We start from the raw sequence: 22,446 nt of genomic DNA on the forward strand, positions 1-22,446 counted from the left end.
GCGCGTGAAATCGGGGCTCTCGCCCCCCACCCGGCCTCCCCCTGGAAAGGGGGAGGAGAAGAGGTGCGTCTGGCGAGACTTTACTCTGCCGCAGGCATGCCGCGTTTGACGAAGCCGTCTGGGTCTTCCTGGGTTCGGGCCAGTGCTTCCTCGGCCTCGGTGGCTTCGCGCTGGCGGTTCCACATCTGGGCGTAGAGGCCGTTCTGGGCGAGGAGCGCGGCGTGGTTGCCGCGTTCGGCGACCTGGCCCTCGCGGAGCACGAGGATCTCGTCGGCATTGACCACGGTGGAGAGGCGGTGGGCGATGACGACGGTGGTGCGGTTGCGCGAGACGACGTCGAGGGCGGCCTGGATGTCGCGCTCGGTCTTGGTATCGAGGGCGGAGGTCGCCTCATCAAGAATGAGGATGGACGGGGCCTTCAAAATGGTGCGGGCAATGGCCACGCGCTGCTTTTCGCCGCCGGAAAGCTTCAGGCCGCGTTCGCCGACAGGGGTGTCGTAGCCTTTGGGAAGGGAGGCGATGAAAGCGCCGACCTGGGCCATGCGAGCGGCTTCTTCGACTTCCGCGCGGCTCGCGCCGGGGCGGCCATATTCGATGTTGTAGCCGATGGTGTCGTTGAACAGCACCGTGTCCTGCGGGACCATGCCGATGGTGGACCGCAGGCTCTTCTGGGTGACGTCGCGCAGATCCTGCCCATCGATGGTGATGCGGCCGCCGGTGACGTCATAAAAACGGTAGAGCAGCCGGGAAATGGTGGATTTGCCAGCGCCGGTGGGGCCGACAATGGCGACGGTCTTGCCGGCGGGCACCTCGAAGCTGACGCCCTTGAGGATCGGACGATCGGCATCGTAGTGGAAGGTGACATCCTCGAAGCGCAGGGTCGGACCGGTGACGGCAAGCGGCTTGGCGTCGGGCTTGTCAGTGATTTCCGGGTCCTTGTCGAGGAGCTTGAACATCTCCTCGATATCGGTGAGGCCCTGGCGCAGCTCGCGATAGACGAAGCCGATAAAGTTGAGCGGACGATAGATCTGCATCAGGAAGGTGTTGAGGAGGACGAAATCGCCCAGCGTCAGCGTGCCATCCATGACGCCGAGAATGGCCATGATCGAGATGATCAGGAAGCCGGCATAGAAGATGACTGCCTGGCCGAAGTTGAGGAAACCCAGCGAGGTCCAGATGCGGATGGCGGAGCGCTCATAGCCGGCCATGGAGCGGTCGAAGCGCTCGGCTTCCATCTGCTCATTGGCGAAATATTTCACCGTCTCATAATTGAGCAGGCTGTCGATGGCCTTGCCATTGGCATCGGTGTCGCTGTCATTCATCTGACGGCGAATGGTGATGCGCCAGTTGGAAGCCTTGATGGTGAAATAGAGATAGCCCCAGATCATCACCACCAGCACGCCGAGATAGCTCAGCCCGAACAGCCAGACGAAGATGATAGCCACCACGACGAATTCGACGATGGTGGGGGCAATATTGAGCATGGCGAAACGGACGACCGTCTCGATGCCCTTGGTGCCGCGCTCGATGACGCGGCTGAGCCCGCCGGTGCGACGCGCCAGATGAAAGCGCAGCGAGAGCGCATGCATGTGGTGGAAAGTTTCGAGCGCCAGCTTGCGCACCGCGTTCTGGCCGACGCTGGCAAACAGCACGTCGCGCAATTGCTGGAAGCCGGCATCGATGACGTTGCCCAGCGCATAGGCGATGACCAGCACGACCGGAATGGCGAGCCCCAACACCAGGGTGGTGTCGGGCGTATTGCCATCGAGGCTATCGATAATGCCCTTGTAGGCGAAGGGAATGAGCGTGGTGGCCACCTTGCTCAGCAGCAGGGCGCCGATGGCCAGAATGACGCGCAGGCGCAGATCGGGGCGATTGGCGGGCCACATATAGGCCCACAAATTGCGAACGGTGGCAAAGACAGAACCTTCGTCCGCGCTAACGGACGGCTTCTTTTCATTGGTTACAGGGGGCATCAGGCCAGTTCCGTTTCCTGTTGGACGGGGACAGGCGCGAGGCAGCCCAAAAGTCCTCCGAAGGCATCACCGACTTCAGACAGGCGGTCGTGCCGGATGGTGTAGCGATTTCGCGTTCCGTACGGCTTGCGCTCGATAAGGCCTGCGTCGAGCAGAACCTTGATGTGTTGGGACACGGTCGACTGAGCGAGCGGCAGTGATTCCGTGACATCGCCACAGCAGCAGTTACCCTGCTGGGCCGCAAGGATGCGCAGAATGTTGAGCCGGACCGGATGGCCCATGGCTCTCATGATTGTCGCTATGTCGTCGTCGCGCATGGGGCCAGAACAATTAATCGGTGAATTGCGATGAACATGGTGAGGATCGCCGCCGAGGTCAATCCCCAACACCCTCCCTAGACGAAAACGGCGCCTTGCGGCGCCGTTTTGCAGAGATTTTCCGCTATTGGGTGGGCAGGTTGAAGACCTGACCGGGATAGATGCGATCCGGATCGCGGATCTGGCCGGCATTGGCCTCGTAGATGGTCGAGAACTTGATGCCCGTGCCATAGACGCGGCGGGCAATGGTCCAGAGGTTGTCGCCGCGCCGGATGATGGCCTTGCCGGCGGCAAAGCGCTGGGCATCGGCGCCACCGATGGAGACGGCCACCATGGTGGGGATGTCCGGCGTGGCTTCGGCGCTGGTGGCCGGAGCCTGCGCCACAGCCGGGGTTTCCGGCATTGCGGCATTTGCCGTTGCGGCGGACGGCACCGCCTGCGCGGGCTGGTTGCCCGGGGTTTGGGCGACCGGAGCATCGGCTGTTGCCGGTTGTGCGGCCGGGGCCGCGGGGGTCTCGGTGACGGCAGTGGAGGTGGACCCCGCCGGCGCTGCGGGCGCCGGGTTGGGCGCGGTATTGTCCGCCGGCGCAGCGGGCTGAGCCGATGGTGCCGTTGCAGCCGGGGGAGTGACCTGGGCGGTAGCGGGCAGCGCCGGCTCTGCTGCCGGGGATGCGGTTTCCGGGCTCGCCTCAGGCTGAATTGCCTGGGGCGCGGGTTCTGCCGTGGCAATGGCCGTCTGCTCCTCGCCCGGGGGTAGCTCGACCAGGAAATCGACCTCGGCGCGGCCAATGACAGTGGCCGAGCCGGGCTGGAGCAGATCGACGCGAATGCGCTGGCTTGGCTTGCTCAGCACCGAACCCGCTTCGACCAGCCAGCGGCCGCCCTCGACCTGGGTGTCGGCAACGAAGCTGTTGTCGACATAGAGCCGAACGGTGGCGCCATCGGGTCCGGCACCGGCAAAGAAAGTCTTGCCGCCTTCGATCTCGATGGCGTCGATAGTGGGCGGAATGCTGGCCGGGGCCGAGGGCTGCGATGGGGCTGTGCTGGGCTCGGACGGCTGTTCGACGGCCGCGATCTGGGTCTGCGGTTCAGGGGCCGCCAATTGTTCAGTGCCGGGTTGGGGTTCGTCGCCGATGGCGGTTTCTTCCGTCGCCGGTGCCGTTGCGGCAGGCAGCTCGGGGCGCGTGACCGGCTCGGCCGGGGGAGAAATTTCAGGCTGCGCCGTTTCGACCGGTGCGGCCGGGGCCTCAATGGCGGCGGCCGGCTCCGTCGTCTGGGCGGTGGCGACAGGGGCGTCCGGCGCTGCCGGTGTTGCCGGGACAGTGGCTTGCGGCGTAGCAGCCGTTTCCGCGGGGGTCGGCGTGCTGTCCGGAGCGGCGGGTGCCGAAGACGGCGCGGCGCTTGCGGGTGCTTCCGCCTGCGGTGTTTCAGCTATTGCAGCGGCCGGAGCCTCGGCCGGGACCGTGGTTTCTGCAGGCGGCTGCGGTTGGGTGGAGGGAACCGCTGTAGAAGGCGGCTGGACCGGGTCGGTAGCCGGGACTTGCGCCACTTCGGCGACCTGCGGGCGTTCGAGACCCTGTAGGATATCGCTGGCCTCTCCCGGCGTGCTGGCGACGACCAGCGGCTGGCTCTTCTTGTCTTCGTTGATGACGACGACGAAAGACTGCCCGGCCTGGCCAGTCTTGCCCTTTTCACCAAGGGTGATTTCGAGCGGACCCGGCGGCAGCGGCGCGTCGGGCACGAGGACCCAGTCGCCGCTGGTTTCGACCGTGGCGCGACCAAGGAGCGAGCCATTGGCGTAGACTTCGATCTCGCTGCCGGGCGTGCCGCTGCCCGCGATGACCACAGAGCCATCGGGCTCGGCACGGAGAAGGCCGAAGGTCGCGGCGATCAGATTGTCGGGGACGGCGATCGGCTCTTCGGCCGGGGTCACGTCCAGCGCCGGCTCGGCAATGGCCTCTTCCGGTTCGGCCGCTTCCTCCGAAATGGCGGCGACTGCCTCTTCGCTGCCGGCAACAACAGGCGGGGTTGCGGGGCGCGGCAACAGGCCAGCATCGGCGAGGCGGGTCTGGACGCACTGGCCAAACCCGTCGGCGCTCGAAAAGCAATTGATGACCGTGGGACCGGTCAACACGCCGACGACGGCAATAATAGTGACAGCTGCTGCCCCGATCGTCAGAGCAAGAGGTCGCTTCGGAGTGGTTTCGGCCAGTTTGTCCTCCCGGACTTTTGTCAGCCGGCTATCCGCGCCGGCTGATGCAGTTCCCCTCGTGTCGAATCCTGCGCCGCATCAGTCTTCAACAGCTTGTATGTGATTGATTCATACAGAGCTTCAAAGGAGGCATCAATGATATTGGGCGAAACGCCGATGGTGACCCAGCGTTCGCCGCTGCCATCGCGACTTTCAACCAGTACACGGGTGACCGCGCCCGTGCCGCCGTCCAGGATACGCACCTTGAAATCGACCAGTTCGAGATCCTCGATGCGCGCGGAATAGACGCCCAGATCCTTCCGCAAGGCGAGATCGAGCGCGTTGACCGGGCCATTGCCTTCGGCCACGGACATGAGCAGCTCGCCCTGGACGCGGAGTTTTACGACCGCCTCGGTGACGGTGACTTCCTCGCCCTGGGCATTGTGGCGGCGCTCGACCATGGCGCGATAATGCTCGACGTCGAAAAAGCTCGGCAGCGTGCCGAGGACGCGGCGGGCCAGAACGGCGAAGGACGCATCGGCGCCATCATAGGAATAGCCGCGGGCTTCGCGTTCCTTGACGGTGGCGAGGAGCTTTTCGAGGCGCGGATCGTCCTTTTCGAGGGCGATGTTGTGGCGGGCCAGGGCCGTCAGCAGATTGGACTTGCCGGCCTGCTGGCTGACCATGATGGAGCGTTCATTGCCGACGCTTTCCGGCGGCACATGCTCATAGGTGGAAAAATCCTTGAGCAGCGCCGAGGCGTGGATGCCCGCCTTGGTGGCGAAGGCCGAGGCGCCGACATAGGGCGCCTGGCGGGCGGGAGCGCGGTTGAGGCGATCGTCGAAAGCGCGAGAAATATGGGTGAGGCGCTCGAGATGGTCAGCGGTGATGCCGGTTTCGAAACGCTCGGCATAGAAGGGTTTTAAGGCCAGCGTCGGGATCAGGGTGATGAGATTGGCATTGCCGCAGCGTTCGCCGAGACCATTGAGCGTGCCCTGGACCTGGCGGACGCCTGCCTCGATGGCGGCGAGTGCATTGGCGACAGCCTGGCCGGTATCGTCATGCGGGTGGATGCCGAGGCGGTCGCCGGGGGCGAATTTGAGCACTTTCCCGACGATCTCGCGGACTTCGGAGGGCATGGTGCCCCCATTGGTGTCGCAGAGCACGACCCAGCGGGCACCGGCGTCGAGGGCCGTGGTGATGCAGGTCAGCGCATATTCGGGATTGGCCTTGAACCCGTCGAAGAAATGCTCGAGGTCGATCAGGACCTCCTTGCCGGCGGCGGCGGCAGTGCGGACGGTATCGGCGATGCCCTCGATATGCTCTTCGGTGGTGGAGCCAAGCGCGAGCTCGACCTGATAGTCCCAGGCCTTGGCCACAAAGCAGGTGGCGTCGGCGGCGGAGTTGACGAGGCCCTGCACGCCCGGGTCATTGGCGGCGGAGCGCCCTGCCCGCTTGGTCATGCCAAAAGCGGTGAAGGTCGCCTTGCGGGTGCGGCGGCTTTCAAAGAAGGCGGTATCGACCGGATTGGCGCCGGGATAGCCGCCTTCGATATAGTCGACGCCCAATTGTTCGAGCAGGTCAATAATGGCGATCTTGTCCTCGAGCGAGAATTCGATGCCGGCCGTCTGCGCACCGTCGCGCAGGGTCGTGTCGAAAAGATAGAGGCGTTCTCGGGACATTTTCGGGCCTTGTCGGTCTAGTCTTGCTTGTGCGGGGGCCAGACAGTGGTGTCGTGGTCCGGATGCTGGTTGTTGGTGGACTGGATGGCGCTCCACCAATCCCGGTCGTCGGGCTGTTCGGTGATCCCGCCATCCTCGATGCTCAGGAGCGTCGAGAACCAAGGCACGCGCGCCTCATTGCCCGTGTTGGCGCCGGGCGGGAAGTTTTCCGGGTGGTCGAGCGAGCCGATGGTGAAATTGACCCGGTCGCCGGAGAGGTCTTCGTAAAAGAGCGGCGTGCCGCAATCCCGGCAAAAGCCGCGATCGACATGGTCGGAACTGCGGAAACGGGCGGGCTCGCCGCGGGTCCAACTGATGGCCTCGCGGGGGGCGGCAACGAGGGCGGCAAAGATGTTGCCCACCGCCTTCTGGCACATTCGGCAGTGGCAGATGTGGGCATTGTCGAGCATTTCGGTGGCGTGGTAGCGCACGGCGCCGCACTGGCAGCCGCCGCTGACCTCGATGGCATAGCGTCTCATTGATGCTCCTCGCGCGGCGGCCAGTCCTCGGTGTCGTGGTCCGGATGCTGGTTGGAGTGAATGCCGGCCATGAAATCGCGCCACTCGTCGCCGACCTCGGTCCGGACAGGCAGGCTGGTGAGGCTGTCGAAAAAGGGCAGCTTGTCGGTGGGGTTCACCTGGATTTCCGGCGCAGCGACGGTGGGGTCATCGAACGTGCCGATGGCCAGTTCCAGCCCGAAACGCGTTTCATAGGCGAGCGGCGTGCCGCATTCTCCGCAGAAGGCGCGGCGGGCAGCGTTTGAGCTCTGGAACCATTTGGGCTGGCCGCGGGTCCATGTGGCGTTGTGGGCGGTGACCAGCGGGCCGAAAAAGCCGCCGAATGCCTTCTGGCACATGCGGCAATGGCAGATGGACGGGCGACCCAGACGGGTCACCCTGAAACGCACGGCGCCGCATTGGCAGCCGCCTGTATGCTCCTCAGCCTGGGGCATGGCACACCGCCTCCACATTGTTTCCATCGGGGTCGATCACGAAGGCCGCGTAGTAATTGGGATGGTAGTCGGGGCGCAGGCCCGGGCCGCCATTGTCGCGCCCGCCATTGGCCATGGCAGCGGCATAGAAGGCGTCGACTTCGGCGCGGGTCTTGGCAGAGAAGGCATAGTGGCGACCGGGGCCGGGCTCACGGCTCTCGGTCAGCCAGAAATCGGGCTTGTCCCGGCCATAGCCTCCGACCTTGAGGCCGCCGGTATATTCCTCCGGCACCTGATTGAGCAGGGTGACGCCCAGCGGGGCCAAGGCCGCATCGTAAAAGGCCTTGGCCTTGTTCCAGTCCGCGACAAGAATTCCGACGTGATCAAGCATGGTGGTCTCCTCTGGTGATGGAAGCACCACAGGAGTTTGCCGAAGCGTCAGGAGTTGTCAGGAGGCTTGGGTTCTGCAGTGCGGCCCAGATCGTCTCCATAACCGGATCTGGCTGGGCGAGGATGTCGTTGTTCCAGCAACGGAGGACCCGAAAACCTTGGGTCTTGAAATAGCCATCGCGGGTCAGATCGCGGACATCGTCTGCGTGCTGACTGCCATCGGCTTCAATGATCAGCTTGGCAGAGAGGCAGACGAAGTCGGCTATGTAGGGGCCACATGGCATCTGCCGGCGGAACTTGTAGCTGGCAAATCGGCGGCCTCTGAGAAGGGACCATAGTCTGGCCTCAGCTTCCGTTGGGGCATGGCGCATGCTCTTGGCGAACTTGCGAAGCACGTTTGTTTTTGGCGTTCGGAATGGATTACGATCAGCCATAAGAGCCCCCTCATCCGCCCTTCGGGCACCTTCTCCCTCGAGGGGAGAAGGGGGCACCGAGTGTGTGGCGAGGACACTACGATTTTTTGCAGCATAGTGAGAAGGGAGCACTGCATGCACACCACGCACCGTCTTTCCCTCTCCCCTTGAGGGAGAGGGCGGATTGGCCGGAGGCCAAGACGGGTGAGGGGTGGAGGCAGGTGTCATTACCGCTTCACTTCCCACTTTGTCTGGCGCTGGCCAGCTTCGTCCTTGTAATCGAGCAGGGCAATGCCCTGGGCGGCGAGGTCGGTGCGGATGGCGTCGGCGCGGGAGAAATCCTTGGCGTTGAGGGCGTCAAGGCGTTCGGCGATGGCGGTGGCGATGTGCTGGGGCGGCTCCCAACTCTCATCGGAGCCGATGACGGAATCGAGGGTGAAGCCGAGGAAAACGAGGGACGCCGAGAGCGCCCCAGCGGCATCGGCCTCGCCGCGATTGGCACGGCGGGCGAGAGCATCGAGCGCGACGCTGGCGCGGTGAAAACCGAGATCGTCGGCGAGCGCGGTGATCACGTCGGCGTCGGGTTCGGAGGCCGGGGCGTCCGCATTGCGGGCGGCGCGCTGCCAGTCGCGCAGCTTGGCTTCGGCTTCCTCCAGACGACGGGACGAGAAGTCGATGGGCTCGCGGTAATGGGTCATCAGCATGGCGAGGCGCAGGACTTCGCCGGGCCAGGCGTGGCCGCCAAGGGCACCGGTCTGGAGCAGATCGTTGATGGTGACGAAATTGCCCAGGCTCTTGGACATTTTCTGACCTTCGACCTGCAGGAACCCGTTGTGCATCCAAACATTGGCCATGGAGTGGCTGCCATGGGCGCAACGGGACTGGGCGATCTCGTTTTCGTGGTGCGGGAAGATAAGGTCGAGCCCGCCGCCGTGGATATCAAAGGTCTTGCCGAGATAGCGCTCGGACATGGCCGAGCATTCGATGTGCCAGCCGGGACGGCCACGGCCCCAGGGGCTGTCCCAGCCCGGCTCATTGTCGGAGGAGAGTTTCCAGAGCACGAAATCGGCAGGGTTTTTCTTGTGAGCCTCGACGGCGATGCGCGCGCCGGCCAAATTGTCCTCGAGATTACGCCCGGAAAGCTGGCCGTAATCAGGCATGGACTGGGTGTCGAACAGGACTTCGCCCGAGGTTGCATAGGCGTGGCCGCGCTCGAGCAGGGCCGAAATCAGGACCTGCATCTCGACGATGTTCTCGGTGGCGCGAGGCTGATGGGTGGGATCGAGCGTGCCCAGCGCCTTCACGTCGGCGAGAAACTGCGTCTCGGTCTTTTCGGTGACCTTGCGGATGGCGTCGTTGAGCGGCAGATCGGGGAAATCGCGCAGGGCGCGCGCGTTGATCTTGTCATCGACGTCGGTGATGTTGCGCACATAGGTGACATGGCTCTCGCCATAGACATGGCGCAGCAGGCGGAACAGCAGATCGAAGACGATGACCGGGCGCGCATTGCCGATATGGGCGAAGTCATAGACGGTGGGGCCGCAGACATACATGCGCACATTGGAGGCATCCATGGGCTCGAAGGGCGCCTTGGTGCGGGTGAGCGTATTGTAGAGAGAAAGCTGCGGCTTTGCCGAATTCATGGAAGGCTTCCTGATGGCCAGACGTGGTGTCCTGGCGGGGAGCCTCTATCCTTGAAAACCTATCGGGATGAAGAAGACCGCTCCGCCAACATTTCCAGTTAGCAGATAATAATGGTGCAGTCGGTAATCTGAACGACAAGGGTCTTCATGGGGCGGAGAGTGACCGCCCGCGCCCAAGAAATCAAGCTCAAAACAAAAAGAGGGCGGCCCGGAGGCCGCCCATTTCGCTTTGGAGGCGAATATCACCCTTGGGGGATGATGGCTTTGCCACGCCGGGGGACAACGCCACCCATCGACATGCTCTGCGATGACGTTTGCACGGCGAGGGGAAACGCCCAACGGCCACACGGGAATGTTATCGTCGCAAGCGCTGCCTATCCCGCCGTCTGGACGAGATTATCCATGTCGCCGAAAACCGACTGCCCGTCCTTGCCGATGGCGGCGATGCGCAGGCGATCGCCGGCCTTGAGAAAAGGCGTGCGGGCGGCACCGAACTTGGCCTTTTCCGATGTGCGCGCTTCGGCGATGCAGGCAAAGCCGATGCCGTTTTCCTTGATCGGCAGGGTTTCGTCGTGTCGATTGGCGATCGTGCCCGAACCGATGATGGTTCCCGCGGACAGGCGGCGGGTGCGGGCGGCCTCGAGGATCATGTCGATGAAATCGAAATGCACGTCGATGCCGGCATTGGGTTGGCCATAGAGCGTGCCGTTGACCTCGACGCGGAGAGGCAGGTGCAGCCGGTTGTTGCGCCAATTGTCGCCGAGTGCGGCCAGCGTCATGGCGAAGGGCGCAAAAACTGTGGATGGCTTGGCATGGAAAAAGCCAAAGCCGTTTTGAAGATCGTCGGCGACGAGGCGGCGCAGGGAAACGTCGTTGCAGATGGTGACAAGGCGGATCGCCGCCTCGGCCTCTTCCCGACTTGGCCGCATGGGAACGGCGCCGATGAAGATGGCGACTTCCGCCTCGAAATCGAGGGCGAGGTCGTCTTCGGGAACGATGATGGGATCGGTCGGGGCCAGCATGGTGTCCGAGCCGCCTTGATAGAGCATCGGCCGGACGGACTGGAGCTCCTCATCCTTGCTGCCCTTGAGCGATCGTACCCGCTCGAGATGGCCCATATAGCCGGACCCATCGATCCACTGATAGGCGCGCGGCAAAGGCGCAAGGGCAGCGGCGCTGTCGAAAGCCTGGCCGGCGATGGCGCCGGTGTCGAGTTCGACGGCAAGGGCCTCGAGCGCGGGCGCGGCATTGTCCCAATCATCGAGGGCGGCCTGGAGGTAAGGCGCGATGCGCCCGGCGGAAACGAAGCGCGTTCCATCCTTCGAGACGACCACGAGCTGGCCATCGGGCCGCGCGGAGCGCAACGTTGCGAGTTTCATAAGGGGCACATCTCCCGGAATAGTGTTGCTCTCAGGCGATATCGCCGTGCAACCTCGTCGCTATAATGTTGCCATCTGCCCTAGCGATGTCTTAAGGCGGCACAAGGCCAGAAGTTGCGGCTGGCGAACAGGACGACACAGTGATTTTCAGTTCTACCGGCGCTCGCGCCCTGGTGCTTCTCCTTTTGGCAGCGGCCATGTTCACATTGGACGTCCAGACTGCCCATGCGCAGGCCGCCCAATGCCGCCAGCTCGAGAGCGCCTTGCGCCAGTTCGACCGCAATGGCGATTTCCGCCAGCTGCAGAACAATTCGCAGGCGGTGCGCGACCTGGCCCGCCAGGTGCAGAATGCCGAAAGCCAGTATATCCGCCAGGGCTGTAATGACGATGCCAAGGCGGGGCGGACGCTGACGCCCCAATGCCAGGACGTCGGACGGGCCGTGCTGCGGCTGCGCGATCAATATGCGCAGGTCGCCCAGTCGGTTGAAACGGCCGGCGCCGTGGCGCAGCAGCGTGAAGCGATCCTGCAGGAAATGGCGCGATTCGGCTGCAATGCCGGCTCGAGCGCGACCTTCAACCAGGACCGGCAGTCGGTTTTCGACCGCATTTTCGGCACGACCTCGGAAGGCGATTTCACCGACGGCGATTTCGTCGATGGCGGGGACTATTGGGGCTATCAGGGCTACTCCACGGTGCGGACCGTCTGCGTGCGCCTCAGCGACGGGTATTTCTGGCCCATCAGCTATTCGACGCTGACCGATTATATCGGCAATGACGCCCAGCAATGCCAGGCGATGTGTCCCAATACCCCAGTAGAACTCTATTATTACGACAATCCCGGCCAGGAGCCGGAGCAGATGCGCAATATGGGCGGCACGCCCTATACATCGCTGGGGACGGCTTTTGCCTATCGCACCAAATTCGACAGCGATGCGAGCTGCCGGGTGGCGCCCAAATCGGACGGGACGGTGACGCTGGCCGATGGCGAGGACGGCAGCGGCCGGGCGATGATCGAGATTGCCGGGGCAAGCTTCCCCCTGCCCCTGCGCGATCCGCGCGGTGTCGTGCCTGTGACGGTGGCCGCAGTGGCGACGCCCGCTGCCGTGGACACGGTGGCGCTGGTGGATGTGCCCCTGCCCCGCCCGCGTCCGGCCGGTCCCGGCGAAATCGCCGTGCGGCCATCGGCCAACACGGCGTCGAACGAAACCGAATTGCGGATCGTCCATTTCGGCGAGAAGGCCGTCAGGGTAGTCGGGCCAGACACTCCGTACGCCCAAGCAGGACGAGCAGGCTCTTGAGCTCGGGGCCATCCGAGCGGCCCGTCAGCGCCAGGCGAAGCGGCATGAACAGTGCCTTGCCCTTGCGACCGGTCGCGGTCTTGAGCGCATCGGTCCATTTGCTCCAAGTGGTGTCGTCCCAGGGGTCGGGCGGCAGCAGGGCCTTGGCAAGCGCCAGGAAGTCACGATCTTCCGGCGCGTAGGCCGGCTCGACCGGGCCAGTGACGAGCTTTGACCACTCGGCAATGTCGCCGAAGCGCACAAGATTTTCGCGCAGCAGCATCCAGATGGCTTCGCCTTCAAGACCGAGGGCGGAGAGACGTGGCGCAGCTTGTTCGTAACTCAAGGCGTGGACGAGGCGGGCGTTGAGCCCATCGAGCTCGGCGGGATCGAAACGAGCAGCGCCATGGGAGATCATGGAAAGCTCGAGCCGAGCAGCAATGTCATCGAGGCCGGCATAGGGTTCGATGGGCAGGCTGGTGCCGGTGAGGGTCGCCATGATGGCGATGGCCATCGGCTCGTAGCCCTCGGCGCGGAAATCGGCGATGGACTGGGAGCCGAGGCGCTTGGAGAAGCCCTGCCCCTGCGCATCGGTGAGGAGATTGTGGTGGGCGAACTGGGGGATCGCGCCGCCCAGGGCCTCGATGATCTCGATCTGCGTACCGGTATTGGAGACGTGGTCCTCGCCGCGGATGACATGGGTTACGCCAAGGTCGATGTCGTCCACCACGGAGGGCAGCGTGTAGAGATAGCTGCCATCGGCGCGGATCAGGACCGGGTCCGACATGGACGCGGTGTTGACCGTCTGGGCACCCTTGATCAGGTCATTGAACTGAACCGGACGACCATCGAGCTTGAAACGCCAATGGGGCTTGCGGCCTTCGGCTTCGAGGCGGGCGCGGTCCTCGGCGCTGAGCTCGAGCGCAGCACGATCATAGATCGGGGGCTTGCCGAGGAGGCGGGCCCGGGCGCGCTTGCGGTCGAGCTCTTCCTCGGTTTCGTAGCAGGCATAAAGCCGGCCGGAGGCGATCAGCTTGTCGCGGGCAGCGTCATAAAGATCGGTGCGCTCGGACTGGCGGACGAGCAGATCCGGCACGACACCGAGCCAGGCCAGATCTTCCTCGATGCCATCGGCGAAGGCTCGGGTGGAGCGGGCGTGATCGGTATCATCCATGCGCAGGATGTAGCGGCCACCATTGCGGCGGGCGAAGAACCAGTTCAGCAGCGCCGGCCGCGCATTGCCAAGGTGAATGCGGCCAGTGGGGGACGGTGCCCAGCGTACGACTGTCATCAGACGGTCAAATCCTTATAGCCGTTGGTAATCGGGTATCTGCGCCCGAGGCCGAATGCCTTGGGCGAGAGCTTTGGTCCAGGCGCGGACTGGCGGCGCTTGTATTCGGCGATGTTGACCAGGCGCTCAATGCGCTTGACCAGCGCCGGGTCATGGCCGCGCGCCACGATATCCCCGAGGGCCATTTCCTCTTCGACCATGCAGGTGAGGATATCGTCCAGCACCGGATAGGGCGGCAGGCTGTCCTGATCAGTCTGGTCGGGGCGCAGTTCGGCGCTCGGCGCCTTGTCGATGATGGACTGCGGGATGACGAGGCCGGACTTGCCGAGGCAATCGCCCGGCAGGTTCTTGTTGCGCCAGTCAGCCAGCGCATAGACCTGCATCTTGAACATGTCTTTGAGCGGATTGTAGCCGCCGTTCATGTCGCCATAGATGGTGGCGTAGCCAACGCCCATTTCCGACTTGTTGCCGGTGGTGAGCAGCATGGACCCCAGCTTGTTGCTGACGGCCATGAGAATGGTGCCGCGCATGCGCGACTGGATGTTTTCTTCGGCCAGATCGAGCGGGCGATTGCCGAAGACGGGCGCGAGTTCGGCCAGAGCATGATCCACCGGCGCGCCGATGGCCACCACGTCATAGCGAACGCCGAGGCCGTCGGCGCAATCCCTGGCATCGGCGAGGCTTGCCTCGGAGGTGTAGCGATAGGGCAGCATGAGGCAGTGGACTTTTTCAGGCCCGAAGGCATCCACCGCCATGGCCGCGACCACGGCGCTGTCGATGCCGCCGGAAAGGCCAAGCACCACTTCGGAGAAGCCGTTCTTGTGGACATAGTCGCGCAGGCCGAGAACGGCGGCGCGCCATGGGGCTTCCTCGACAGAGGTCAGTTCGTTGACCACGCCATTGGTGCAGGTCCAGCCGTTTTCACCGCGCGCCCAGTCCGAGACGATGAAGTCGGTCTCGAAGGACTTGCCCTGCAACACCAGGCGATCGCCCGGCTCGATGGCGAAGGAGGCGCCGTCATAGACGAGCTCGTCCTGGCCGCCGATCTGGTTGAGGTAGAGCATGGGCACGTCGTCTTCGGCGACGCGGGCGCGTACGAGGTTTTTCCGACCATGCTGCTTGTTGGTCCAATAGGGCGAGCCATTGGGGCAGAGCAGGATTTCGGCGCCCTCGCGCACGAGATGCTCGCAGACCCACGAATGCCAGATGTCCTCGCAGATGGGAATGCCGACCGAAATGCCCTTAATGGTCACCGGGAACGGCAAGGGACCGGCCTTGAAATAGCGTTTTTCGTAGAAGACGTCGTTATTGGGCAGTTCGCGCTTGTAGCGCGTGGCCGTGATCGCCCCGCGCTCGGCGACGACCACCGCATTGTAGAGGTGATCGCCATCCTGCCAGATGGTGGGCAGGATAAGCGTCACATCCGTGCCGGCCGTGTCGGCCACCAGCGCATGGGCCGCAGCGATCGCGTCCGTAACGAATTGCGGCTTGAACAGCAGATCGTCCGGGAAATAGCCGGTCAGGAAGAGCTCGGAGAGCAGCAGGATATCGGCCTTGGCAGCGGTCGCGTCGGCGAGCGCCTGTCGGGCCAGAGCGAGGTTGCCGGTGAGGTCCCCCACCTTGGGATTGAGCTGGGCGAGCGCAATTCGAAGCTGGTCGGTCACGGCGATACTGGCCTAACTATTGCGGATAGCGACCAACCAAAGCCAGTCGCGCGCAAGACTTAGCCGTTGGGCCGGTTGAGGGCAAGCGCTGCGAGGCGGCCTGCCTAGAAGCGACCAGCGATTTCGAACAGCGCGCCGTAGCGGAGCATGGAGAACGGATTGTTGTTGATGATGTAGGTCTGCTGGCCCAGCGTCGGCGCCAGGTAATTGGGCGGCGGATTGGGATTGGCAACCGGATGGGTGATCGTCGCCCGCTCATAGGTGGCGTCGTATTGCCCCTGCAGATAGGAGGCCTTGGCGCCGACGCGCAGAACCAGATTGTCCGTGGGGCGGAAGCCCATCATCAGCTTGCCGCCGACGCCATAGGCGTGGCCATTGATCTGGGTGGCGGTGGACTGGATCGCCGTCTGGACGCCATTGGTCGTGCGCGGCTGGCCATAGGCACCGTAGGTCCCGTTGACCCAGGCATAGGGCGTCGCCGTCGCCTCGCCGGTGATGTCGAAGCCACCCATGTCGATCTTGCCGGCTAGGCCGATCTTGAGGGCATGGATGTCAAAATTGTTGATTTCGCTGTCGCCGCCGACGGTCCAGGCGCCAGTCGTGTCGGACCAGGTGATGTCGGTCGCGGTTCTGGCCGTGGTGAAATTGGCCCGGCCGGTATCGGGGGAGTCATTGGTGTATTGATAGCCGGTGACAAAGCCGATGCTGGCCTCGTCCGTGCCAAGGGGCAGCCAGCCGAAATCGGCACCTACATAGCCCAGACGCGCGGCCGGCAGGGTCATTCCCGGCCCACCATTGGTGGCGTAGGTGCCCTCATGGGCAATGCCGTAGCCGCCGGTGGCCTCGAGATAGGAGCGGGTGGACTGATCGTCGATGCGCACGAACGCTTCGCCCGAATGGGTCTTGGTATCCATCGTTTCGGTATAGCTGCCGATGGAATGTTCCTGGCGGCCAAGGGAATACCAATAGCGGACACCCATCTCGAAGCGCAGTGGATTGTCTTCGCTGGTGGCCCACTGATCGGGATAAGAAGGCCGAAGGGGGGAATAGTCCGCCGCCAGAGCGTGACCGCCCAGTGCGAGTGTACACAGCGCGACCGTGGATTTTGCCACCAATTTCATCTGATCCTCCGGCGCCCATACTTGCTCGATATCTTTGCAATAGTTGAACGATTAGGGTTAATGTTCCCCTAAGGTGCACGAATTGGGGGATTGGTGTTTTGGTAATACGAGAAGAGCATTATCTGGGGAAATCGCGTCAAATCGCCGCCGTGACGCAACCCTAGTCGCGCTAGTGAGTTGCCCAAGATACGTCCGTTGAAGAACCAAAGCCTGTCACTATGTCCAGCCGTGTCCTGATTGTAGAAGACGAGTTCATCGTCGCTTCCGAAATCGAGGAAATCATCGCCGATATGGGTCATCAATCCGTCGGGATTGCTGGCGACCAGCGAACGGCGCTGCGTCTGGCTCCGCAAGCGGAGATCGCTCTTGTCGACCTCAATCTGCGGGACGGCCCCACCGGCCAGGACATCGGCAAGATCCTGGCGCAGACCCACGGCGTGACCGTGGTCTTCCTCACCGCCAATCCCGCACAGCTCGGTGCTGGCGTCCCCGGCACGGTGGGCGTCCTGTCCAAGCCGGTCGCCGAGGCGGACCTCAAGGAAGTGATCAACTACGCTATCCAGAGGCGTCGCGCCGCTGCAGCGGCCCCTCCGCGCCGGCTCAAGCTGTTCAACTGGTCGGACATGAACAATATTCTGCCGAACTGACGCGCTCCCGCTAGGGGGTCGGTCGTGGCTGCAGTCGATTGGACCGGGTCAGCGAATCCAGCGGCAGGATCAGATCGACAACCAGACCTTCCCGGTTCCAGTGCCGCACGATTGAACCGCGCAATTGCCCTTCAACCGACAGGCCGATCAATTTCGAACCAAACCCGCCCTCATTGACAGGCTCGATGATCGTCGGGCCATTCAGCTCGGTCCATGTCAGGCAATAGTTATCGCCCTCTTTGCGTCCGGTGATCTGGATCCGCCCCTCGCCCCGGCTTAGGGCACCGTATTTTGCCGCGTTGGTCGCGAGTTCGTGAAAGAGCAGAGCGAGAGGGGTGGCGGCTGCATCGTCGATGGCCGTGTCTTCACCCGTGAAAATTATCCGGCTGGCGCCATCGACCTCATAGGGTTTCATCAGACGGGCGGTGAGGGCCCACAAGGTCCCCTCCCCCGCTGCCAATCCGGTGATATGGCCCTGGGGGCGCACAAAGTCATGGGCTTCGCCGAGCGCGTAGATGCGGTGGCGCAATTGGTCGGCAAATTCCTTTACCGCGGGCTGGCCACGCGCCGACAGGCTCACAATGCCGATGAGCACGGCAAAGATGTTCTTGATGCGGTGGCTGAGCTCCTGCGCGATCAGCTCACGCTCTTCAGCGGCGCGACGAGAATCGTTGATGTCCGTGCAGGTGCCGATCCAGCGGGTGATTTCGCCGTTGGCGTCACGAATGGGCAGGGCCAGGCCAAGGGCCCAGCGATACTCGCCGGAGTGGTGGCGCAAGCGATATTCCACCTGGTATGGCTCGCCTGTTTCCAGCGAGCGGGCCCAGACCGCGTCGCTATGCGCACGGTCGTCCGGATGGCAGATCTCACGCCAGCCGTGGCCATCGGTATGGCCCGGGTTGACCCCGGTGAACTCGTACCAGCGGGCGTTGAAATATTCATGGTAACCGTCCGGCCGCGCTGACCACACCATTTGCGGCATGGTGTCGGCGAGCGTGCGGAAACGCAATTCGCTCTCGGCCAATGCATCGGCGGCCCGACGCTGGTCCGTCACGTCGATCGCTACGCCGGGGAAGCGATAGACCCGACCCTCGGCATCGACCCGGGGCCGACCCGAGGTCATCAGCCAGCGCCGCGTGCCGTCGGGCGCGACAACGCGATATTCGACCTGAAAATCGCCAACCTCATCCACCGCCCGGCGTAATTCTGCGCCGACGCGGGGAAGATCCTCATGATCGATGGCGAGGAGATATTGCTCTATCGGGACGCCGAGCCCGGCCTGCTGCGGGTCGACATTGTACATGCGGGCAAACTGATCGTCGGAGGTGACGATATTGTCGATGACATTCCAGTCCCAGGTGCCCACCAGGGCGGAACTGGAGAGGGCCATGGACAGCCGCTCCTCGCTGCGGGCAAGGGCCTTCTTGGCGAGAACGCGGTCAGTCGTTTCATGCACGACGCAGAGCGTGCCCATGGACTGTCCGTCGTCGCCGACAATGGGGGAGTAGTGCAGGTCCATCCAGCCCGACTCCATCTGGCCGTGGCGGTTGAGGACCAGTTCCTGGTCGCGCAGGGCATAGGACTCGCCGCGCAGCCCGCGCTCGATATTGTTGTGATTGAACTCGGCAATCTCCGGCCATGCCTTGAGCGCCGGCATGCCGAAAATGTCGGGATGGCGCTGGCCGGCAAAGCGGGCATAGGCGTCATTGTAGATGAGCAGGCCTTCACGCCCCACCATCATGACCATCGCGGTCGACCCGACCATGACCAGGCGAACAGCGCCCTTGAGGCTCTCAGGCCAATCGGGGATGGCGCCGAGCGAGGTGGTGCCCCAGTCGAATTCGTTCAGCAGTTTTACTGTGGGATCACGCTCCAGCTCCGCGCGTCGTTCCTGCGAAGCATTTGGAAACAGAGACTTGGGCATCAACTACTCACATCAAGAGCGATCGGTGGGGGCAAGTCGGCAAGAATTTGGGCCGCGCGCAGATTTCACAACGCACGGCCCTATCTTAAGTTCAGGCGATGGCCCGCCTATTCGCCCGCCAATCGATGCGGTACGGGCTTTTCCGCATGGACTTCCTCGGCCACGAGGAAAGCAAGCTCGAGGGCCTGGCTGGCGTTGAGGCGTGGGTCGCAATAGGTGTTGTAGCGGTCCGACAGAGTTGCCTCGGTGACTGCCGAGAGCCCGCCGACGCATTCGGTGACATCGTCGCCGGTCATCTCGATATGAACGCCGCCGGCATAGGTCCCCATCTCGCGGTGAACCTGGAAGAAGTTCTTCACCTCGCCCAGGACGCGGTCGAACGGACGGGTCTTGAAGCCTGTGGAAGCCTTGATGGTGTTGCCGTGCATGGGGTCGCAGCACCAGACGACGGTACGACCGGCGCGCTGGACGGTCTCGATCAGGCGCGGCAGATGCTCCTGGACCTTGTCAGCGCCGAAACGCGAAATCAGCGTGATGCGGCCGGCCTCGTCGGTGGGGTTGAGCCGATCGAGCAGGCGCAGCAGATCGTCATTGCTCAGGCTTGGGCCGCACTTGAGGCCGATGGGATTGTTGATGCCGGCGAAAAACTCGACATGACCGGCATCGGGCTGGCGGGTACGGTCGCCGATCCAGAGCATATGACCAGAGGTGGCGTACCAGTCATTGGTGATGCTGTCGCGACGGGTCAGCGCTTCCTCATAGCCGAGGAGAAGGGCCTCATGGCTGGTGTAGAAGCTGGTCTGCTTGAGCGCCGGAGTATTTTCCGGATTGATGCCCAGAGCGGACATGAAGGTGATGGCGTCGTCGATCTTGCGCGCCACTTCCTCGAAGCGAACATTCCAGTTCGACCCCTTCATGAAGCCCATGGTCCATTCGTGGATGCGCGTCAGCTCGGCATAGCCGCCCATAGAGAAGGCGCGCAGCAGATTGAGCGTGGCCGCCGACTGGCGATAGGCCTGCAGCATGCGGTCCGGATCGGGAACGCGGGAGGCTTCGGTGAACTCGATGGCGTTGATGATATCGCCGCGATAGCTCGGCAGCTCGACCCCATCGATGATTTCCGTATCCGCCGAGCGCGGCTTGGCGAACTGGCCGGCGACGCGGCCGACCTTGACCACGGGCTTGGCGGCACCATGGGTCAGGACCACGGCCATCTGCAGGAAGACGCGGAAGAAGTCGCGGATGTGGTCGGCGCCGTGTTCGGCAAAGCTCTCGGCGCAGTCGCCGCCCTGGAGCAGGAAGGCCTCGCCACGGGCGACGGCGGCAAGCCGCGCCTTGAGTTCGCGCGCCTCGCCGGCAAAGACCAGCGGCGGGAAAGTGGCCAGTTGACGCTCGGCCTCAGCGAGGGCGACGGGATCGGGATAGGCCGGCACCTGATGGAGGGGCTTATCGCGCCAGCTGCTGGGGGTCCAAGTGGTCATGTTCAGTCTCGCTCACACAGGTGCATTGGCGCTTGCTGGCGGTCTAGCAAGCTGGTGCCGCCCTGCCAAGCGCAAAGGATCAGCCGCCAATCTTCTGACAGTTTCGATAGACGTAGCTCGGAGCCTTGAACGTCACCAGTTCTTCGGCTGCCGAAGGATGCAGGGCGATGGTCCGGTCGAGATCGGCCTTGGTCGCCCCCATGCCCACCGCGACGGCGACGAGCTGGATCATTTCGGCCGCGCCAGGGCCCAGGATGTGGACGCCGAGCACCTTGCCGCCGTCTTTCTCGGTGATCAGCTTGAAGATCATCCGGTCGGACTTGGTCGAGAGCGTATTTTGCATCGGGCGGAAGCGGGCGAGATAGACATCGACATCGCCATGCGTTGCCGCCTCGGTCTCGGTGAGGCCGACGACGCCGATTTCAGGCTCGGCAAAGACTGCGGTCGGGATCACTGAGTGATCGACGGCCAGGGGATTGTCGTTGAAGACGGTCTCGGCGAAGTACCAGCCTTCGCGAATGGCGACCGGCGTCAGTTGTGCCCGCCCGGTGACGTCGCCGACAGCGTAGATGGAGGGCACGGAGGTCTGCGAATAGGCATCGACAGCGATGGTGCCGTCTTCGTTGAGCGCAACGCCGGCGGTTTCGAGGCCGAGGCCCTCGACATTGGCGACGCGGCCGGTGGCGAACATCACGACATCATAGGGGGCGGTGACGCCGTCGCTGAAGGTGGCGTGGATGGCGTCGCCCATCTTGGAAAGCGAAGCGATCTTGGTCTGATAGGTCAGGCGGACGCCGCGCGTGGTAAGGCCGGCCTCAAGGCCGCGACGCATGTCCTCGTCAAAGCCGCGCAGGACGCAATCGCCGCGATAGACGATTGTGGTGTCGACGCCCAGCCCGGCGAAAATGGTCGCGAACTCGACCGCGATATAGCCCCCGCCCTCGATCAGGATGGACCTGGGAAGTTTCGGCAGGTCGAAGGCTTCATTGGAAGAGATACCGAACTCGGCACCCGGAATATCGGGGAAATAGGGACGCCCGCCGGTGGCGACGAGGAGATATTTCGCCGTGAGGTCGCGGCCCGCTCCCGCCAGGCGGATGGCGTTGGTGCCGGTGACAACGGCCCGATCCCGGATGATCTCGACGCCGGGCTTTTCCAGGTTCGCGGTATAGGCGGACTCGAGCCGGGTGATTTCCTTTTCCTTGTTGGCGACAAGGGTCGGCCAGTCGAAGCTGGCATCGACCTGCCAGCCAAAACTGTCGGCAATCTCGAACTGATCCCGGAAACGCGAGGCGTAGACATAGAGCTTCTTGGGGACGCAACCCCGAATGACGCAGGTGCCGCCAATGCGGAATTCCTCGACGATGGCGACCTTAGCGCCATAGGTTGCGGCCATTCGCGCGGCGCGCACACCGCCCGATCCCGCCCCGATGACCAGAAGATCGTAATCATAAGCCATCGCGGCCAAGCTCCTTCATCGTTTCTTACCGATATATATTGGCGTCGGCTTGCCATAAAAAAAGACCCCGCACAAGGCGGGGTCCGGTGACCGCGACGGGCCTTAGAGCTCGATGCCCTTGGTGCGCAGTTCGGAGCGCACCTTGGCGAAGAATTCACGCTTGAGGTTGTTGTTGAACACCTGCATGACGCGCTGCAGATCCGTGTTCAGCTCGGAATTGGCCTGCGCCAGCTTCTGGCCGGTCGCCGATTCATAGAAGGCCACAATTTCCCGCAGCTCGTCGATGGAGAAGCGCGTGGCATAGACGCGGGCAAACTGATCCAGGAGCTCGCCCTTGCGGCCATTATACTCCTGGATGACCTTGGTGATGGCCTCGTCGGTCTGCTGCAGAATTTCAGGGTTCTGCGTGACGATCTGCTGCATCGTTTCGATGCCGGTCTCGACGACGGCGACTTCATAGACCGAGGCGCGGTCGGTGAGGTCGATATATTTGCGCGCCAAGGCCAGCTGTTCGGGCGGCACTTCCTGTGCAATGGCCGGAACAGAAAGACCGATCAAACCAGCTGTCATAACTGCGGCAATGATTGTCTTGGCGCCGCGCATCAAATCCATAGTCATCCA

Annotated in this window: 19 protein-coding genes; 2 read left to right on the forward strand and 17 right to left on the reverse strand. The window is 63.4% G+C overall.

What is annotated here, in order from left to right:
• Window positions 1-80: 80 nt before the first annotated feature.
• The 10 genes from N0P34_RS15135 to N0P34_RS15180 all read right to left on the reverse strand — a co-directional run bounded on the left by N0P34_RS15135 (window position 81) and on the right by N0P34_RS15180 (window position 10,961).
• Window positions 81-1,976 carry an ABC transporter ATP-binding protein/permease gene (locus N0P34_RS15135; RefSeq protein ID WP_275604054.1) on the reverse strand — a complete coding sequence of 632 codons (1,896 nt, stop codon included), beginning with the start codon at window positions 1,974-1,976 and terminating at the stop codon, window positions 81-83.
• Window positions 1,976-2,524 carry a metalloregulator ArsR/SmtB family transcription factor gene (locus tag N0P34_RS20160; RefSeq protein WP_345774436.1) on the reverse strand — a complete coding sequence of 183 codons (549 nt, stop codon included), beginning with the start codon at window positions 2,522-2,524 and terminating at the stop codon, window positions 1,976-1,978. Before N0P34_RS20160 ends, N0P34_RS15135 begins: the two co-directional genes overlap by 1 nt.
• A complete protein-coding gene (locus tag N0P34_RS15145; RefSeq protein ID WP_275604056.1) occupies window positions 2,418-4,424 on the reverse strand; it encodes a LysM peptidoglycan-binding domain-containing protein in 2,007 nt (668 codons plus the stop codon). The genes N0P34_RS20160 and N0P34_RS15145 overlap by 107 nt, the downstream gene beginning before the upstream one ends.
• A 101-nt stretch (window positions 4,425-4,525) precedes the next feature.
• Window positions 4,526-6,166 carry a citramalate synthase gene (cimA, locus tag N0P34_RS15150; RefSeq protein ID WP_275604057.1) on the reverse strand — a complete coding sequence of 547 codons (1,641 nt, stop codon included), beginning with the start codon at window positions 6,164-6,166 and terminating at the stop codon, window positions 4,526-4,528.
• A 17-nt stretch (window positions 6,167-6,183) separates the two neighbouring features.
• Window positions 6,184-6,684 carry a GFA family protein gene (locus N0P34_RS15155; protein ID WP_275604058.1) on the reverse strand — a complete coding sequence of 167 codons (501 nt, stop codon included), beginning with the start codon at window positions 6,682-6,684 and terminating at the stop codon, window positions 6,184-6,186.
• A complete protein-coding gene (locus N0P34_RS15160) occupies window positions 6,681-7,157 on the reverse strand; it encodes a GFA family protein (RefSeq protein ID WP_275604059.1) in 477 nt (158 codons plus the stop codon). The genes N0P34_RS15155 and N0P34_RS15160 overlap by 4 nt, the downstream gene beginning before the upstream one ends.
• Window positions 7,144-7,527 carry a VOC family protein gene (locus N0P34_RS15165; RefSeq protein ID WP_275604060.1) on the reverse strand — a complete coding sequence of 128 codons (384 nt, stop codon included), beginning with the start codon at window positions 7,525-7,527 and terminating at the stop codon, window positions 7,144-7,146. The genes N0P34_RS15160 and N0P34_RS15165 overlap by 14 nt, the downstream gene beginning before the upstream one ends.
• A complete protein-coding gene (locus N0P34_RS15170; protein ID WP_275604061.1) occupies window positions 7,520-7,960 on the reverse strand; it encodes a DUF559 domain-containing protein in 441 nt (146 codons plus the stop codon). Before N0P34_RS15170 ends, N0P34_RS15165 begins: the two co-directional genes overlap by 8 nt.
• Window positions 7,961-8,166: 206 nt before the next feature.
• On the reverse strand, window positions 8,167-9,582 hold the full coding sequence (cysS, locus tag N0P34_RS15175; protein ID WP_275604062.1) for a cysteine--tRNA ligase: 1,416 nt from the start codon (window positions 9,580-9,582) through the stop codon (window positions 8,167-8,169).
• A gap of 374 nt (window positions 9,583-9,956) precedes the next feature.
• Window positions 9,957-10,961, reverse strand: a complete 1,005-nt coding sequence (locus tag N0P34_RS15180) for a fumarylacetoacetate hydrolase family protein (RefSeq protein WP_275604063.1) — start codon at window positions 10,959-10,961, stop codon at window positions 9,957-9,959.
• Window positions 10,962-11,101: 140 nt separating this feature from the next.
• Between N0P34_RS15180 and N0P34_RS15185 the strand changes: the two genes are divergently transcribed.
• Window positions 11,102-12,259 carry a DUF2865 domain-containing protein gene (locus N0P34_RS15185; protein ID WP_275604064.1) on the forward strand — a complete coding sequence of 386 codons (1,158 nt, stop codon included), beginning with the start codon at window positions 11,102-11,104 and terminating at the stop codon, window positions 12,257-12,259.
• Here N0P34_RS15185 and gltX read toward each other — a convergent pair.
• From gltX to N0P34_RS15200, 3 genes are all read right to left on the reverse strand, one after another.
• Window positions 12,204-13,529: a glutamate--tRNA ligase gene (gene gltX / locus N0P34_RS15190; protein WP_275604065.1), complete on the reverse strand. Its 1,326-nt coding sequence runs from the start codon at window positions 13,527-13,529 to the stop codon at window positions 12,204-12,206. The two genes, N0P34_RS15185 and gltX, sit on opposite strands and share 56 nt — an antisense overlap.
• Window positions 13,529-15,199 carry an NAD+ synthase gene (locus N0P34_RS15195; protein ID WP_275606998.1) on the reverse strand — a complete coding sequence of 557 codons (1,671 nt, stop codon included), beginning with the start codon at window positions 15,197-15,199 and terminating at the stop codon, window positions 13,529-13,531. The genes gltX and N0P34_RS15195 overlap by 1 nt, the downstream gene beginning before the upstream one ends.
• A gap of 98 nt (window positions 15,200-15,297) precedes the next feature.
• Window positions 15,298-16,314, reverse strand: a complete 1,017-nt coding sequence (locus N0P34_RS15200; RefSeq protein ID WP_275604066.1) for a hypothetical protein — start codon at window positions 16,312-16,314, stop codon at window positions 15,298-15,300.
• A 218-nt stretch (window positions 16,315-16,532) separates the two neighbouring features.
• Between N0P34_RS15200 and N0P34_RS15205 the strand changes: the two genes are divergently transcribed.
• Window positions 16,533-16,961 (forward strand): response regulator, encoded by a 429-nt coding sequence (locus tag N0P34_RS15205; RefSeq protein WP_275604067.1) that lies wholly within the window; start codon window positions 16,533-16,535, stop codon window positions 16,959-16,961.
• 10 nt (window positions 16,962-16,971) lie between these two features.
• On the opposite strand, the gene N0P34_RS15210 is transcribed toward N0P34_RS15205, so the two are convergent.
• From N0P34_RS15210 to N0P34_RS15225, 4 genes are all read right to left on the reverse strand, one after another.
• The gene (locus tag N0P34_RS15210; protein ID WP_275604068.1) at window positions 16,972-18,885 is read right to left on the reverse strand and encodes a PAS domain-containing protein; all 1,914 of its coding nucleotides are present in this window, start codon (window positions 18,883-18,885) and stop codon (window positions 16,972-16,974) included.
• 107 nt (window positions 18,886-18,992) lie between these two features.
• Window positions 18,993-20,366 (reverse strand): 3-deoxy-7-phosphoheptulonate synthase class II, encoded by a 1,374-nt coding sequence (locus N0P34_RS15215; RefSeq protein WP_275604069.1) that lies wholly within the window; start codon window positions 20,364-20,366, stop codon window positions 18,993-18,995.
• A 79-nt stretch (window positions 20,367-20,445) separates the two neighbouring features.
• On the reverse strand, window positions 20,446-21,825 hold the full coding sequence (gene gor / locus N0P34_RS15220) for a glutathione-disulfide reductase (RefSeq protein ID WP_275604070.1): 1,380 nt from the start codon (window positions 21,823-21,825) through the stop codon (window positions 20,446-20,448).
• A gap of 102 nt (window positions 21,826-21,927) precedes the next feature.
• Window positions 21,928-22,443 (reverse strand): DUF2059 domain-containing protein, encoded by a 516-nt coding sequence (locus N0P34_RS15225; protein ID WP_275604071.1) that lies wholly within the window; start codon window positions 22,441-22,443, stop codon window positions 21,928-21,930.
• Between the last annotated feature and the right edge of the window lie 3 nt (window positions 22,444-22,446).

It is taken from the genome of Devosia sp. FJ2-5-3, from assembly GCF_029201545.1.
Classification (GTDB): Bacteria; Pseudomonadota; Alphaproteobacteria; order Rhizobiales; family Devosiaceae; genus Devosia.

Coding starts and splice junctions, on each gene's coding strand:
- N0P34_RS15200 (WP_275604066.1), bottom strand. CDS start 16,314: ATGAAATTGGTGGCAAAATCCACGGTCGCGCTGTGTACACTCGCACTG.
- gltX (WP_275604065.1), bottom strand. CDS start 13,529: ATGACAGTCGTACGCTGGGCACCGTCCCCCACTGGCCGCATTCACCTT.
- cimA (WP_275604057.1), bottom strand. CDS start 6,166: ATGTCCCGAGAACGCCTCTATCTTTTCGACACGACCCTGCGCGACGGT.
- N0P34_RS15205 (WP_275604067.1), top strand. CDS start 16,533: ATGTCCAGCCGTGTCCTGATTGTAGAAGACGAGTTCATCGTCGCTTCC.
- N0P34_RS15210 (WP_275604068.1), bottom strand. CDS start 18,885: ATGCCCAAGTCTCTGTTTCCAAATGCTTCGCAGGAACGACGCGCGGAG.
- N0P34_RS15170 (WP_275604061.1), bottom strand. CDS start 7,960: ATGGCTGATCGTAATCCATTCCGAACGCCAAAAACAAACGTGCTTCGC.
- N0P34_RS15160 (WP_275604059.1), bottom strand. CDS start 7,157: ATGCCCCAGGCTGAGGAGCATACAGGCGGCTGCCAATGCGGCGCCGTG.
- gor (WP_275604070.1), bottom strand. CDS start 21,825: ATGGCTTATGATTACGATCTTCTGGTCATCGGGGCGGGATCGGGCGGT.
- N0P34_RS15165 (WP_275604060.1), bottom strand. CDS start 7,527: ATGCTTGATCACGTCGGAATTCTTGTCGCGGACTGGAACAAGGCCAAG.
- N0P34_RS15155 (WP_275604058.1), bottom strand. CDS start 6,684: ATGAGACGCTATGCCATCGAGGTCAGCGGCGGCTGCCAGTGCGGCGCC.
- N0P34_RS15135 (WP_275604054.1), bottom strand. CDS start 1,976: ATGCCCCCTGTAACCAATGAAAAGAAGCCGTCCGTTAGCGCGGACGAA.
- cysS (WP_275604062.1), bottom strand. CDS start 9,582: ATGAATTCGGCAAAGCCGCAGCTTTCTCTCTACAATACGCTCACCCGC.
- N0P34_RS20160 (WP_345774436.1), bottom strand. CDS start 2,524: ATGGCACGGGCATCAAGTTCTCGACCATCTACGAGGCCAATGCCGGCC.
- N0P34_RS15180 (WP_275604063.1), bottom strand. CDS start 10,961: ATGAAACTCGCAACGTTGCGCTCCGCGCGGCCCGATGGCCAGCTCGTG.
- N0P34_RS15225 (WP_275604071.1), bottom strand. CDS start 22,443: ATGACTATGGATTTGATGCGCGGCGCCAAGACAATCATTGCCGCAGTT.
- N0P34_RS15215 (WP_275604069.1), bottom strand. CDS start 20,366: ATGACCACTTGGACCCCCAGCAGCTGGCGCGATAAGCCCCTCCATCAG.